Annotated in this window: 12 protein-coding genes, 1 tRNA gene and 2 pseudogenes; 6 read left to right on the forward strand and 9 right to left on the reverse strand. The window is 54.0% G+C overall.

The genetic code is table 11. The features are described from left to right. Window positions 1-230: 230 nt before the first annotated feature. From AAHB66_RS01685 to AAHB66_RS01695, 3 genes are all read left to right on the forward strand, one after another. Window positions 231-1655 carry a DUF4832 domain-containing protein gene (locus tag AAHB66_RS01685; protein WP_347114990.1) on the forward strand — a complete coding sequence of 475 codons (1425 nt, stop codon included), beginning with the start codon at window positions 231-233 and terminating at the stop codon, window positions 1653-1655. A 170-nt stretch (window positions 1656-1825) separates the two neighbouring features. Further along, the gene (locus tag AAHB66_RS01690; RefSeq protein WP_106994004.1) at window positions 1826-2119 is read left to right on the forward strand and encodes a DUF1778 domain-containing protein; all 294 of its coding nucleotides are present in this window, start codon (window positions 1826-1828) and stop codon (window positions 2117-2119) included. Then, window positions 2116-2601 (forward strand): GNAT family N-acetyltransferase, encoded by a 486-nt coding sequence (locus AAHB66_RS01695; RefSeq protein WP_347114991.1) that lies wholly within the window; start codon window positions 2116-2118, stop codon window positions 2599-2601. The genes AAHB66_RS01690 and AAHB66_RS01695 overlap by 4 nt, the downstream gene beginning before the upstream one ends. A 358-nt stretch (window positions 2602-2959) precedes the next feature. Here AAHB66_RS01695 and AAHB66_RS01700 read toward each other — a convergent pair whose 3' ends face one another. The 3 genes from AAHB66_RS01700 to AAHB66_RS01710 form a co-directional block, all read right to left on the reverse strand. After that, window positions 2960-3229, reverse strand: coding sequence for a hypothetical protein (locus AAHB66_RS01700; RefSeq protein WP_347114992.1), 270 nt, complete (start codon window positions 3227-3229; stop codon window positions 2960-2962). Window positions 3230-3310: 81 nt separating this feature from the next. Then, complete coding sequence (locus AAHB66_RS01705; RefSeq protein ID WP_347114993.1) at window positions 3311-3562, reverse strand: hypothetical protein; 252 nt, start codon at window positions 3560-3562, stop codon at window positions 3311-3313. A 1082-nt stretch (window positions 3563-4644) separates the two neighbouring features. After that, window positions 4645-4720 (reverse strand) — tRNA-Phe (locus AAHB66_RS01710). Window positions 4721-4863: 143 nt separating this feature from the next. Between AAHB66_RS01710 and AAHB66_RS01715 the strand changes: the two are divergent. Together AAHB66_RS01715 and AAHB66_RS01720 are read left to right on the forward strand one after the other, a co-directional pair. Continuing rightward, window positions 4864-5737 (forward strand): annotated as a pseudogene (locus tag AAHB66_RS01715) (AraC family transcriptional regulator). Window positions 5738-5773: 36 nt separating this feature from the next. Further along, complete coding sequence (locus tag AAHB66_RS01720) at window positions 5774-6364, forward strand: LysE family translocator (RefSeq protein WP_347114994.1); 591 nt, start codon at window positions 5774-5776, stop codon at window positions 6362-6364. Here the strand turns inward: AAHB66_RS01720 and AAHB66_RS01725 are convergent. The 5 genes and pseudogenes from AAHB66_RS01725 to aspA form a co-directional block, all read right to left on the reverse strand. Further along, window positions 6361-6936: a transcriptional regulator gene (locus tag AAHB66_RS01725; protein ID WP_347114995.1), complete on the reverse strand. Its 576-nt coding sequence runs from the start codon at window positions 6934-6936 to the stop codon at window positions 6361-6363. The genes AAHB66_RS01720 and AAHB66_RS01725 overlap by 4 nt on opposite strands. Window positions 6937-6984: 48 nt before the next feature. Further along, entirely contained in the window at window positions 6985-8682 is a 1698-nt protein-coding gene (locus AAHB66_RS01730; protein ID WP_347114996.1) for a protein-disulfide reductase DsbD, read from the reverse strand. Further along, window positions 8658-8981 carry a divalent cation tolerance protein CutA gene (gene cutA / locus AAHB66_RS01735; RefSeq protein WP_347114997.1) on the reverse strand — a complete coding sequence of 108 codons (324 nt, stop codon included), beginning with the start codon at window positions 8979-8981 and terminating at the stop codon, window positions 8658-8660. The genes AAHB66_RS01730 and cutA overlap by 25 nt, the downstream gene beginning before the upstream one ends. A 113-nt stretch (window positions 8982-9094) precedes the next feature. Further along, window positions 9095-10397, reverse strand: a pseudogene (locus tag AAHB66_RS01740) (anaerobic C4-dicarboxylate transporter). Window positions 10398-10511: 114 nt separating this feature from the next. After that, entirely contained in the window at window positions 10512-11948 is a 1437-nt protein-coding gene (gene aspA / locus AAHB66_RS01745) for an aspartate ammonia-lyase (RefSeq protein WP_337018428.1), read from the reverse strand. A gap of 336 nt (window positions 11949-12284) precedes the next feature. Here aspA and AAHB66_RS01750 point away from each other — a divergent pair, with 336 nt between their 5' ends. Continuing rightward, a complete protein-coding gene (locus AAHB66_RS01750) occupies window positions 12285-12755 on the forward strand; it encodes an FxsA family protein (protein WP_220435198.1) in 471 nt (156 codons plus the stop codon). Between the two features lie 84 nt (window positions 12756-12839). Here AAHB66_RS01750 and yjeH read toward each other — a convergent pair whose 3' ends face one another. Then, the gene (gene yjeH, locus AAHB66_RS01755) at window positions 12840-14069 is read right to left on the reverse strand and encodes an L-methionine/branched-chain amino acid transporter (protein WP_347114998.1); all 1230 of its coding nucleotides are present in this window, start codon (window positions 14067-14069) and stop codon (window positions 12840-12842) included. Window positions 14070-14156: the final 87 nt, after the last annotated feature.

The raw sequence follows: 14156 nt of genomic DNA on the forward strand, positions 1-14156 counted from the left end.
TTTATCCTGCTTCTCAGAGGAAATATTAATAAATCCAGAATGTGCTGTCATAAACAGCACGAGGAAAAGCGGTACGTCATGTGTATAACAACCATATGACCAATGTTTCTTTAAATAAATAATGTAAAAGGGTGAGTCCGGGATATATCTTATGAAATAAAATGAGGTCATCTTTCGCGCGGGCTTGTCAGCCGCACCTATAATACTCGTTCCTGGGAAAAGGGGCATTGATGCATTTATACGATCTGCCATGCAAAAAAAATCGGTATTTGTTGTTGGTCGCCGGGGCGCTCGCGCTCTCATCGGGGTGGGCGAAGGCTGAGAGTACGGAACCACTGCAAACGGTGAATCCTCCGGCCATCAGCGGACTGCTGGCCAACCCGGGCAATGGCGTGGCCCGTTTTCACAGTCAGGACTTAAGCATCGCGCAATATCCGGCGACGGGCCTTGAGTATCGTCGCTATTACTGGAGCGAAGTGGAACCGCGGGAAGGGCAGTACAATTTTGCGCTGGTGGATGAGGGGTTTGCCGCTGCGGCTGCGCATCAGCCGGCGATGAACGTTGGCCTGCGTTTTATGATCCTTGATGGGCCGGAGTCGGGCTCTGAGATCCCGCAGTGGCTGATCGATAAAGGGATCAAAGGCACCTGGACGCCGGATCATAAGACCTTTGTCCCCGATCTGGACGATCCTGTCTATATTGCCTACGCCCAGCGCCTTATTCAGGCCTTTGGCGCGCGTTACAACAACAACCCGGAGCTGGCTTTTATCGATATCGGGATGGTGGGCTCGTGGGGGGAGTGGCATAACAGCAACTTCCCGACCCTGAAGCCTTTGCAGGAACGCTACCCACCCGAACAGCTCAACCGCTATGTCGACATGCACTTCAGTGCCTTCCCTGATACCCCCAAAATCATGCTGCTCAACGGCTATGACTCAGTGGCCTATGCGGTCAGGAAAGGGGCAGGCTGGCGCGCAGACTGCTGGGGCGACTGGCGCAACTTTAGTCCCACCTGGAGTCATATGAGCAATGATTATCCGGAGCGCATTGCGGCGGCCCAGACGGCCTGGTCGGGGTTTAATCAGGCATGGAAAAAAGCCCCCGTCAGCCTGGAGATTTGCGGCCACATGGCGGAATGGCTGAGCGAGCAGAAGTATAGCCGGGAAGAGGTGCAGGCCACCTTTGACTGGGCCCTGGCGCAGCATGCCAGCACCCTGAACCTGAAATCCACCGACGTGCCGCAGGCGTACCGGGATATCCTCGACAAGGCGCTGACAAAAATAGGGTACCGCTTCCGGGTGGTGTCCCTGACCCATCCGGCAAGCGCCCGCGCCGGGCAGGCCGTTGCACTCAACAGCGAATGGTCCAACGACGGCGTGGCGCCGATTTATTTGCGCTATACCCTCGCCTGGCGTTTACAGGACCTGGGCGGTAACACGGTCGTGCAGGGCAACGCCGGAGATGATATCCGCCAGTGGCTGCCGGGCAGATCCAGCTCAACGTATCAGCTGGCCACCCCGCATAGCCTGACGGCAGGGCGCTACCAGCTGGACGTGGCGTTGGTGGATAAAAATGGTAAGGCGCGTATTCAGCTTGCTAACGAGGGGAAGCTGAGCGATGGCTGGTATCGGCTGTCGTCGGTGATGATTAGGTGATGGGCGCTGAAAAGCAAGAATCCGCCTTTTGGGCGGGTTCTTTAAATAGTGGTTTCCGGGCTTGTAAACATTCAAATACTCTGGTTCGTTTCCTTCTAATTTATCGTAATGACATCTGCGTTACGCGTGTTGTATACTTATTATCCACAGAAACAGAGGAGGACAACTCCATGCCAGCCGCAAACAGTATGGCGATTAAACGCGAAACCCTGAACTTGCGCATCAGGCCCGCTGAACGCGATCTCATCGATCGGGCGGCGAAAGCCAGAGGGAAAAACCGCACTGACTTTGTGTTGGAGGCCGCCCGTGCCGCTGCCGAGGAAGCGCTGATCGAGCAACGTATCATCATGGCCGATCCGCAAGCTTATCAGGAATTTCTTGCCCGTCTGGATCAGGCTCCTGCGCCCAATGCCGCGCTGCGTAAAACCATGCAGACCCCTGCGCCGTGGGAGCAGGAAAAGTGATCTCCGCGCCAGAACCACTTCATGCCGGGCATATTCTTACCTCGTTTTGCTGCGGTGTGGATTCTATGGATAACTGGCTGAAACAGCGGGCGATGAAGAACCAGCTTTCTGGCGCATCCCGTACGTTTGTCTGCTGCGACGATGCTAATGTGATGGCTTACTACTCTCTGGCTTCAAGCGCTGTGGTGACAAATAATGCGCCCGGTCGCTTCCGCCGCAATATGCCTGATCCTATCCCGGTTGTGGTGCTGGGCCGTCTGGCGGTGGATAAATCGCTGCACGGGCAGGGCCTTGGGCGAGCGCTGATTCGGGATGCCGGGCTGCGGGTGATTCAGGTGGCAGAAATTATCGGCATTCGCGGGATGCTTGTTCACGCTCTGTCGGATGAAGCGCGAGAGTTTTACCTGCGGGTGGGGTTTGAGCCGTCGCCGATGGATCCGATGATGTTGATGGTGACGTTGGGGGATTTGGTTAATGCATGATTGATATTATTTGGAACCAATAAGGTGGTGGCTTTATGAATCAAAATATCAATGATATATTTTTTCCAGCATGTCCGCTGTTTGAATCCATCATCTCTATTTTAATCATTACTGTAAAGTATAATAACCACGTATAACCTCAAACATTATCTTAATACTTGAGGTCTGATTGCAATTCAAAATTCAAAGATTAATTTCATTTGGGGAAGAAGATTAGAAAAAAAGATCAAAAAGCTAATGGTATAGAAAATATAACACACAATAAATATCGGTGAGGTTTTTAAAACGGGTTTAAGTGATTTTCTATATTGCTCAACTAATCCCAGGTCAAATAATCTGGCTTTCTTGGTGTCTCCTGTTAGGTTACTATCAATATCTTTTTTATGTCTTTTTCTATTTCATGAAAAGCTCTCTTGTCAGTCATATCCTGTCTGGAATTAAATACAAATATACATAATAACAAGATTGCCGCGATAACTTGAATTGATGGTATAGTTACACTCCAGCATCCTAGAGTTGAAATAAATAACCAGATCCCTTGTGAATTAGCCTGAGTGCTAAATTCATCAATATGTTTACTATAATCTTTGATATGTTCTAATATAGCGTCATTTTTACATTGGTCCATACAGTTATTTCCATTGTAGATATTTAAAATCATCAGAAGAAAAGCAGCTACATGTAGCTGCTTATAGATATAGAAATGCTATTATTTCCGCTCCTTATTGGCTTGGGAAAGAACAGAAGCAGCAAGAGTCTTTGTTTGGTCATTGTATTTAGAGCTATTTAAAACTTTTGAGGCTGTAGTCTCCATTTTTCCACCTGTTTGGTTTGAAGTCCCAGATTGGGATAAGGCAGATCCGGCTAAACTCTTCTGAATTGCTGAAGCATTAGGATCTTTCAGCACTTGAGCTGCTTGTGATGCAATTTTTGAAGAGGTTTTCTTTGTATTATTTGGCATGTGTATTAGTACCTATGTAGAGTTACACTTTTGAACAAGTAGTATCGTTTTTTATAAAATATACTTTATGTTATCTGCACTACATTCATATACAGCCATGTAATCAACTAAAATTATTTGATATATATCAAATAATGTTCATATTATATTTTAGTTAGAATATGAACATTGCTAACGTTAGCGGCCACCGTTCCGTGAAACATCTAAAACCAAAACATTAATTAAACCCGGAGCTCAGCCGGTAAGTACTGCTTCAATGCTAATTTTAAGTTCTTGAGCGGTTATGATTCCGTGGGTTTTCGGCCAGCAACGATTTCGCTTTCTCCAAACCATATGACAATAAAGATACCCCGCTGCTCGGTATCAGGATGAATGGAATAATGGTCAAGAGTTGGGCTGGAGCGGCAGAGTATAACTCTCTGTGTCATTGCTCTTTGACTTCCGTAATGAACAGTCGTCTTCTTCCGCCAATCAATTTAGATGTCGTGAAATCACGCCTGTTTTTCCCTTTCAACCGATACTCAGAATTTATAGTGATGCCCTCAGGTTGAAGTCTTAAATTCAGGTGTTTCGCAATAATCTCTGTAGACTTTACCTCATTAAGGCATTCATTTTTCTTATAGAAGCGATCTGCTGAGTTAAAATCTCCTCTGGCAGTCATTTTCTGAAAGTCATTTAGTTCCTGAATGACTACCTGACGCAGACCCAATGTCAGCCAGGACCAGATGATGGAAATAGTATTTATTAGCAAAGTGAAGTCTGACAGTACAACCCCATAGCGGCCAGAGAGGGGTTGGTAACAGTTTGAAAAGAAATGCTCAGGCTGGAAGCCATAAACAGGGCTGTGACAGAAGCGACCAGAAATCTACCGGAACCCCAAAAGCAAAAAAACCCGCCATAGGCGGGTTCTTCTAAATAGTGGTGCCCGGACCCGGACTAACGCCGAAGGCGTTGAACAGCGCGCTTGACGCGCTGGCCCCGAAGGGGTGAGCTGCTTGCAGCGAATAATCGAACGGTGTTCGATGAAGAGTCCGCTTCTCGAAAAGCAAAAACCCGCCTTTTGGGCGGGTTCTTTAGAATAGTGGTGCCCGGACTCGGAATCGAACCAAGGACACGGGGATTTTCAATCCCCTGCTCTACCGACTGAGCTATCCGGGCAACGGGGCGCATTAAACCGCAATCACGTACGGTCGTCAACCTTATTTCGGGAAAAGCTGTTCAACTGCTTAAGATTGCGGCAATCTGTCGGTTTGCGCGTCGATTTTGCACAAATCTTCCAGACAGGAAGATAAGCTCAGGCAATGCTGACAGCGAAAAAGGGGGGCGCGACAGTGAACGACTGGCTTGAGCTGCGACAGCATGCGGATACAGGAATTGAAACCATCAAGGCGCACTTTGAAGGGCACGCCTACGATCCGCATTGGCACGACAGCTATCTGGTGGGGATCACCCTCAGCGGCACCCAGCAGTTCCATTGCCGCCGTGAGCGCCACCGTAGCCATCCGGGGGGATGCGTTCCTGCTTGAGCCGGGCGAGATCCACGACGGCGATGCGCCCGTTGCCGGCGGCTTCACCTATCTGACGTTCTACCTCGACGAGCGCTGGCTCACTGACACCCTGCATGGCCTGTATGACTCGACGCCCGGCAGCTACTCCCTGCATTTTAAGCAAACCCTGACCCGCGAGCCGCAGCTGGTGCGCACCATTGGCGACACCTTTGCGACCCTGCACAATGACGAGATGAAGATCGTCCAGCAAAGCACGATGGATAATCTGCTGGCACAGCTCACCTCCCATTGCCACTGGCGCAAAAAATTACCCTCACAATTGCAGAGCGCGGCGGTGGCGCACCGGGCCCGGGACTATCTTTACGCCCATCTGGGCGACAACATCGGCCTCTCCGACCTGGCCCGGGAGACCGGTACCGATCGCTTCACGCTCACCCGCTGCTTCAAGCGCGAGTTCCACCTGGCACCACATGCCTGGCTTATTCAGCTGCGGCTGGCCAAAGCGCGGCAGTTTCTGGCGCGCGGGGATCAGCCCGTCGACGTGGCGGCGGCGCTGGGGTTTGCCGATCAAAGCCATTTAGGGCGCTGGTTCCAGCGGGCCTACCGGATCACCCCAGCCCACTACCGTCGGTTGTGCACAAACCTTCCAGACGTTTCCAGAAAATAGCGGCAATGTCAGGGCTCTGATAAAAAGGAGCTACCTGTGAACCTGATGCCGTTTCTGTTATTTGCCTTTGTCGCCTCGATAACGCCGGGGCCCACCAATATTCTTGTTCTGACCAACAGCCAGCACTATGGCGTGAAGGCTACTCTGCCTGCGCTGGTGAGTGCCTGTGCGGCGGCCAGCGCCATTGTGCTGATTTCGGGTGCCGGGGCGGGGGAGTTGCTGCGCCAGTATCCGCTGGTGCGTCAGGTGATGAGCTGGGCCGGGGTACTGTGGTTAAGCTGGATGAGCTGGCAGCTGTTTTGCGCGCCCGCGGCAAACCTCTCCCGCCATACGCATACCCGCTTTACCGCACGCGCGGCGGCGTTACTGCAGGTGATCAATCCTAAAACCTGGATGATGGCGCTGGCGGTCGTCAGCCTGTTTTCCCCGGCGGGAGAGCATGCGTTACGTGATATCGCGCTGATGGCGCTGTGGTTTTTGCTGATCTCCATTGCCTGCCTGCTGTGCTGGGCATGGCTGGGACAGGCGGTAAACAGGCTGTTTCGGACCACTACGGCGATGGTGCGTTTTCAGCGCCTGATGGCGCTGTGTCTCTTCATTTCTGCCTGGGCGGGGATGCTGGCTTAAGTCAGCGCGCCACCTTTGCGACACTGCGCGAAATGCAGGATATCTTCCGCCAGCCGCTGTGCCGTATCGACATCGGCCTGGCTGCGGTTCACCAGCATCCGGCTGAGGCACCCCTCCATGATCAGATCCATCTGCTTAGCCACCATCGCCGGATCGTCCACTTCCAGGGTGGTCAGCAGCTCATGGGTAAAGTCATGCGAGGCGCGCTTTTGCTGATCGGCAAGCTGGTGGATCGGATGGCCCGGATCCGGGAAAAAGGTACAGGCGGCAATAAACAGGCAGCCCGGATAGCGGTGGTTACGCACACATTCGGTGAGCGCAGAGTAGCGCGCCAGTAACTTTTGCTCTGCCGAAAGCTCGGTGTTGAGCATCAACTGCCTGCGCCAGGTATCCACCTGCTGGCTGAGATAACGCAGGGAATCGTACAGCAGCGCCTCTTTATCGGGCCAGAAACGGCGCAGTTCATCCAGAGGATAATTAATACGTTCGGCAACCATCTCCAGCGAGGTGCTGGCTATCCCTTGAATTTCAAGCAATTTCAGGGTTGCGCTCAGAACATCTTCACGTTGCACGGTTTTCTCCTCCGTTTACTTTCGTACTTTCCCGCTTAAAAGTGTCGCTTACGGTTGGCGATCGCGCAAATGCGCACTGAACGATGCGGCGTCCATAAAACCGGTTACCCGCTGTGCGGGCTGCTCTTCACCTTGTGCGTTGAAAAACAAGATGGTGGGCAGGCCGAGCACGTTAAGCGCCCTCAGCAGGGCCTTATCCTGCTCGCTGTTCGCCGTAACGTTGGCCTGCAGCAGGACGGTATCTTTCAGGGCATTTTGCACCTGTGGGTCGCTGAAGGTGTATTTTTCGAACTCTTTGCAGGCGACGCACCAGTCGGCGTAGAGGTCCAGCATCACCGGTTTCCCCTCTGCCTGCGCCAGCGCGCGATGTAACCCGTCGATGTTTTCGATCGGCGTGAAATTCAGGTGCGCCTGGCTTTGCGCGGCAGGTGCGCCAAAGACCCAGTCCTGCAGTGGGCGTACGCTGACCAGCGCGGCGGCCAGCAGCAGGATCTGCACGATGCGGATCCACGGCTTGCTGGCGTTCAGGCTGCTGATAAAGGCCCAGCTAAAGAAGGCGACGCCCAGCATCGCCCACAGGCGCAGGCCCCAGACATCGCCGATCACCCGCTCAAGCAGGAATACCGGCAGCGCCAGAATGACAAAACCAAAGGCGGTTTTTACCGTCTCCATCCACGGGCCGCTCTTCGGCAGCAGGCGGTTGCCAAATACCGTCACCAGGATCAGCGGCAGACCCATCCCGAGGGCGTAGAGATAAAGCGTGCCGCCGCCGAGCCACATATTCCCGCTCTGGGCGATATAGAGCAGGATCGCGCTGAGCGGGGCGGTGGTGCAGGGCGAACAGATCAGCCCGGCGATGGCACCCATCGCAAAGACGCCGCCCACCGATCCGCCCTGCTGGCGATTGCTCATCAGCGTTAAGCGGGTTTGCAGGGAGGAGGGCAATTGCAGACTAAACAGGCCAAACATCGACAGCGCCAGCAGGATAAAGACCGCCGACAGACCGATCAGCACCCAGGGGTGCTGGAGCGCCGCCTGGAACTGCAGCCCGGCCGCCGCGACCACCAGACCGAGCGCGGTATAGGTGAGCGCCATCCCCTGAACGTAGATAAACGCCAGCAGCAGCGCACGGCCGGTGGAGAGCCGCTGTTGACCACCGAGAACGATGCCTGAGATCAGCGGATACATGGGCAACACGCAAGGGGTGAAGGCGATACCAATGCCAATCAACAACGCCCAGAAAGCGGAGAAGGGCAGTTCGCCTCTTTCACCGGTCTTCTCCTCTGTGGGGAGAGGGGAAACTGCAGGTACGGCGGCCGCTTTCACTTCACTAAGCGGAATGACTTTAGTTTCGGGCGGATAGCACAGACCGGCGTCGGCACAGCCTTGATAGGTCACTGTCAGCGTAGCGCCTTTATCCGCCTGCGCGACGGTGACGGGCACCGAAAGCTGACCGCGGTAGATTTCGCTTTTGCCGTAGAATTCATCTTCGTGCGCCACCCCGGCGGGCAGCTGAAGTGCGCCGACCTGCGCCTGAGCGGGCGTGATCGCGATCTGCTTGCGATAGAGGTAATAGCCCTCCTTCACATTCCAGTTGAGATTCAGTTCATGTTGGTTTTGCTGAAAGTCGAAGACAAAAGCCTGGTCGGCAGGCGTGAAATTCGAGCGGCCGGGTGCATCAAACAACCCGGCAAAGACTGATGTGCTGCACAGCAGCAGGATCAGCGTAAGGAAGCGTTGAGCCATGAGAGATAGTCGTTATCGCCGTGGAGCACTGGCAGCACCAGCAGCTCCGGGGTCTTGTAAGGATGATGCGATTTGAGGCAGTCGAGGAGTGCTTGCTGATGGGCCACGCTGGATTTAAGCAGCATCTGCACTTCATACTCCTGCTCCAGCTTGCCTTCCCAGTAGTAAAGGGAGGTGGCGCCGGGGAGGATGGTCACGCAGGCAGCGAGTTTATCTGCCAGCACTTTGGCGGCAAGATCCTGGGCGGTAGCTTCATCGGGAGCGGTACACAGAACAACAACAGTGTCGGGCGTATTCACAAGTCGACCTCGGTATCGCGAAAAAAATCACTATATCACGACCGGCCGTTGCTCATTAATGAATCGGGCCGCTAAGCGGCCCGACTTTAACTCTTTTTACAACCAAAAGCGGTTTACAGCACAATCCCGCCAATGATGAAGCCGAGGATCACACACAGGGTAATAGCAATCACGCCCGGGATCAGGAAGGCGTGGTTAAACACATACTTACCAATACGGGTGGAGCCAGTGTCATCCATCTCTACCGCGGCCAGCAGGGTCGGGTAGGTTGGCAGAACAAACAGCGCGGAAACGGCAGCAAAAGAGGCAATCGCGGTCAGTGGAGAGACGCCCAGCATCAGTGCCGCAGGCATCAGCGCTTTGGTGGTTGCCGCCTGGGAGTAAAGCAGGGTCGCAGCAAAGAACAGCACTACCGCCAGCAGCCACGGATAGTTATGCAGCAGATCGCCCGCCACGGTCTGGATATCGGTGATATGGGCTTTCACGAAAGTATCGCCCAGCCAGGCCACACCCAGTACGCAGACGCAGGCGCTCATACCGGATTTGAAGGTGCTGGCGTTGAGCACTTCGCTGGTGTCGATTTTACAGGTAATGCTAATCAGCGTGGCGATGGTCAGCATGAACACCACGATCGCTTCGTTACGCGGCAGGACCGGGTTCTGAATCAGCCCTACGGTATCGCTGATGGCGGTGGCGTAGAACATCACCGCGATAATCCCGATCAGGAACAGCAGCACGGAGCGTTTAGCGTGTGGCTTCAGGACAAAGGCCTGGCTGCCGCGCAGTTTCACTTCACCTTTCGCCAGACGTTCCTGATAGACCGGATCGTCTTTCAGCTCGGCGCCGAGGAAGTTACAGAACACCGCAGTGATCATCACCGCAATCAGGGTGACCGGAATACAGATCGCCAGCAGCGTCAGGTAGCTTACGCCCAACGGCTCAAGGATCCCGGCAAAGAACACCACCGCGGCGGAGATAGGTGACGCGGTGATGGCAATCTGCGATGCGACCACGGCGATGGAGAGCGGACGAGATGGACGGATGCCCTGCTCTTTCGCCACTTCGGTAATCACCGGCAGGGTGGAGAACGCGGTATGGCCGGTACCGGCCAGGATGGTCATAAACCAGGTGACCAGTGGGGCAAGGAAGGTGATGTATTTCGGGTGGCGACGCAGCATACGCTCCGCCAAACTTACCAGGTAGTCCATACCGCCCGCGACCTGCATGGCGGCGATGGCGGCGATAACCGCCATGATGATCTCAATGACGTCGAACGGGATAGCGCCGGGTTTAATTTGAAAAAAGAGAGTAAGTACAAGCACGCCAAGTCCACCGGCGAAACCGATACCGATCCCCCCCGAGTCTTGCGCCTAAGTATATCGCCAACAGGACGACGACGAGTTCTGCTCCAAACATGAGTGCCTACCTTGCTTATTAACAAGTTGATATTGAATTGTTGTGGTTTGGTAACGCCTAAAAACAAAAAAGGCACGTCAAGTGACGTGCCTTCATGAAGTTTAACCTGAACTGTTATTGTTCACTTTCATCCGTGTATCTTTTTGCTTTATAGGCCGGGTGCATTAAGTTTTGTGCCGAGAAGATATCATCCAGCTCGGCTTCTGTCAGCAAGCCACGCTCAAGTACGACCTCTCGTACGCTCTTACCGGTTTCGGCACAGATCTTACCGACGATGTCGCCGTTGTGGTGACCGATGAACGGGTTGAGGTAAGTCACGATGCCGATGGAGTTATAGACGTAGCTTTCACAGACCGCTTTGTTGGCGGTGATGCCGTTGATGCATTTTTCCAGCAGGTTGTAGCAGGCGTTGGTCAGAATGTGAATCGACTCAAACATCGCCTGGCCAATCACTGGCTCCATCACGTTCAGCTGCAGCTGACCCGCTTCAGAGGCCATGGTGACGGTAATGTCGTTACCGATGACTTTGAAGCACACCTGATTGACCACTTCTGGCACGACCGGGTTCACTTTGGCTGGCATGATGGACGAGCCCGCCTGCAGTTCCGGCAGGTTGATTTCGTTCAGACCCGCACGTGGGCCCGAAGAGAGCAGGCGCAGGTCGTTACAGATTTTGGACAGCTTCACCGCCAGACGTTTCAACGCGCTATGCACCATCACGTAAGCGCCGCAGTCGGAGGTGGCTTCAATCAGGTCTTCTGCTGGCACAACCGCCAGGTTGGAGACTTCGGCCAGCTTCTGCACTGCCAGCTGCTGATAGCCATCCGGGGTATTCAGGCGCGTACCAATCGCCGTTGCCCCGAGGTTTACCTCCAGCAGCAGTTCAGAGGTGCGCAGCAGGTTACGGGTCTCTTCATTCAGCAGCACGTTAAACGCGTGGAACTCCTGACCGAGGGTCATCGGCACCGCGTCCTGCAGCTGGGTGCGGCCCATTTTCAGGATGTCCTGGAATTCGACGGCTTTGTTCTGGAAACCTTCGCCGAGCTGGTTAATAGCATCCACCAGCTTCACCACGGAGGCGTAGACGGCGATACGGAAGCCGGTCGGGTAGGCGTCGTTGGTGGACTGGCATTTATTGACGTGATCGTTCGGGTTCAGGTACTGGTACTCGCCCTTCTGGTGACCCATCAGCTCGAGACCGATGTTGGCCAGTACCTCGTTGGTATTCATGTTCACCGATGTACCCGCGCCGCCCTGATAGACGTCGACCGGGAATTGATCCATGCACTTGCCGTTGTTCAGCACTTCATCGCAGGCGGCGATGATGGTATTGGCGATGCTTTTCGGAATGGTTTGCAGCTCTTTGTTTGCCATGGCTGCGGCTTTCTTCACCATCACCATGCCACGCACAAACTCAGGGATGTCGCTGATTTTGCTGTTGCTGATGTAGAAGTTTTCAATCGCTCTCAGAGTGTGAACACCATAGTAGGCATCCGCTGGAACTTCCCTGGTACCCAACAAGTCTTCTTCGATACGAATGTTGTTTAACATGTGAACCTTCTTTTCAAGCTGCCGATTGATTGTACTAAACACACAGTACATCTGTGGTTATGTCTATTTTCTGACCGACGATTATCCCCTGAATCGGCCAGATACCCGGAATGATATGCTGATGATAGCGAAATGCCGTAACCTGGATCACTTATTATCGACCCGGTGACATGATATTTATCAATCTGTGAAATGAATCACCGCTTTAATATTTCCAGAAAAAATATCCGTGCAAACCGATTGAATTTTGACTAAACGCCTCCATTTCTGACAGACGCGAATCGCAAATTGATACCGACAGGGGCCACAACGGCGTCTGCCACACAGGAGAAGCCAGTGCGCTGGATACCGTTAGTTGCCATCTTTCTCTATGTTTATATAGAGATTTCTATTTTTATTCAGGTCGCCCATGTGTTTGGCGTCCTGCTGACCCTGATACTGGTGATTTTCACCTCGGTCATTGGCATGTCGCTGGTGCGCAATCAGGGTTTCAAAAACTTCCTGTTAATGCAGCAGAAAATGGCCGCAGGCGAGAGTCCGGCGGCGGAGATGGTCAAAAGCGTGTCGCTGATTATTGGCGGTATCCTCCTGATTATTCCCGGATTTTTTACCGATTTCCTCGGCCTGTTGCTGCTCGTCCCGCCAGTGCAGAAGCTTCTGACGCTGAAACTGATGCCGCATTTGCGGTTTAACCGGATGCCGGGCGGCGGATTCAGCGCCGGAACGGGCGGTGGCGAGACCTTTGACGGGGAGTATCAGCGTAAGGATGACCAGCGCGACCGTCTGGATCATAAAGACGACCGTTAAGAGAAATTGCCCGGCGGCGCTGCGCTTGCCGGGCCTACGGATGTAGGCCGGATAAGCGCAGCGCCATCCGGCATTTACACCGGGCTACGCTTCGGTAAAAAAGACCCACAACCCCGCCAGCATCACAATGGCGTACAGACTCTTCCATCCCACCATCGCCAGCAGCAGTAAGCAGAGCACCCCACCGATGACGGCCAGCGCCTTATAGCGGCCTTTCAGCAGCCGGCAGCCCGCCAGCATGCACAGCAGATAGATCATGATAAATATGCCGTTGGCATAGACAATCAGCGCATCGAGGTTGATATCCAGCCAGTAGATTGCCAGCGTGCTCAACACGCAGCAGCCCAGCACGGTATTCAGCGCGTTGAGCGGCAGCTGACGTCTGGACAGGCGTGCGAGGCGGCTTTCCGGCTTATACAGTGCCTGGGACCACACCAGTCGGGCAAAGCTCTGGATGTAAATATTGAGGCTGGCGAAGCAGGCGAGGTAGCCAATAACGCAGGCGATCCACAATGCCTTCACGCCAAACAGCTGCACCACAATGGCTGGCAGCGAGGCTGCCGCCGCCATATCGGCACCATAGGCGGTGAAGTGGAGGACCAGCACCGTACAGGCCCAGTAGACTGTGCCCGCCAGCAGCAGGCCGATCATCAAAGCCCGCGGGAAATCGCGCTCCGGCTGTTTAAATTCCGACGCCAGATGAGCAAAGGCTTCGAGGCCGACAAAACACCAGAACATAACGGAAAGCGCGGCGGAAAGCTGCGAATGGTCAACAGCGGTTACGGCAGGGAAGGGGATCTCTGTGACCTGAATATCGCCTGCCCACCAGATGGCGGCAATCAGCGCCACAATCAGCACCGCAACAAGAGTTTGCAGATTGGCGCTGGAACTGGCCCCGCGTGAGCCAACCCACCAGACGATGGCCAGCGTACCCAGTTCGGCCAGCAACAGCTGCGCATCATGCCAGCCAAACAGCGCCTGGCCAAAACCCGTCGCAATATGCAGGGCGGCAGGCAGACCCACGGGGATCACCGAGAGAAATAACCAGCCGGTGACGCGCTCCAGACGCGGGCCAAATGCCATCCCGACAAAATGCGCCACGCCACCGGCACTCGGGAAATGTCGCCCGAGAATGGCAAAGACAATCGCCACCGGGAACACCAGGACTATTAATACTGGCCATGCCCACAGACTGTTATCCCCCGCGACTAAGGCAGCCAGCGCCGGCACGGCAAACACCCCCGTGCCTAATAAAGAGGTAGAAAGTAAGCCAACACCCTGCGCGAGTCCCAGCTCCTGTTTGAGTCCACTCATTCCGTTGTCCTGCCACCATCAAAAGAGAGGCGATGGTAACACTTTCGCAAATTTTTTTTCGACTACCCCTTGAAGGGGTAAAACCCC

The sequence above is a fragment of the Leclercia sp. S52 genome (assembly GCF_039727615.1).
Classification (GTDB): domain Bacteria; phylum Pseudomonadota; class Gammaproteobacteria; order Enterobacterales; family Enterobacteriaceae; genus Enterobacter; species Enterobacter adecarboxylatus_B.

Coding starts and splice junctions, on each gene's coding strand:
- AAHB66_RS01685 (WP_347114990.1), top strand. CDS start 231: ATGCATTTATACGATCTGCCATGCAAAAAAAATCGGTATTTGTTGTTG.
- AAHB66_RS01690 (WP_106994004.1), top strand. CDS start 1,826: ATGCCAGCCGCAAACAGTATGGCGATTAAACGCGAAACCCTGAACTTG.
- AAHB66_RS01700 (WP_347114992.1), bottom strand. CDS start 3,229: ATGGACCAATGTAAAAATGACGCTATATTAGAACATATCAAAGATTAT.
- AAHB66_RS01705 (WP_347114993.1), bottom strand. CDS start 3,562: ATGCCAAATAATACAAAGAAAACCTCTTCAAAAATTGCATCACAAGCA.
- AAHB66_RS01730 (WP_347114996.1), bottom strand. CDS start 8,682: ATGGCTCAACGCTTCCTTACGCTGATCCTGCTGCTGTGCAGCACATCA.
- aspA (WP_337018428.1), bottom strand. CDS start 11,948: ATGTTAAACAACATTCGTATCGAAGAAGACTTGTTGGGTACCAGGGAA.
- yjeH (WP_347114998.1), bottom strand. CDS start 14,069: ATGAGTGGACTCAAACAGGAGCTGGGACTCGCGCAGGGTGTTGGCTTA.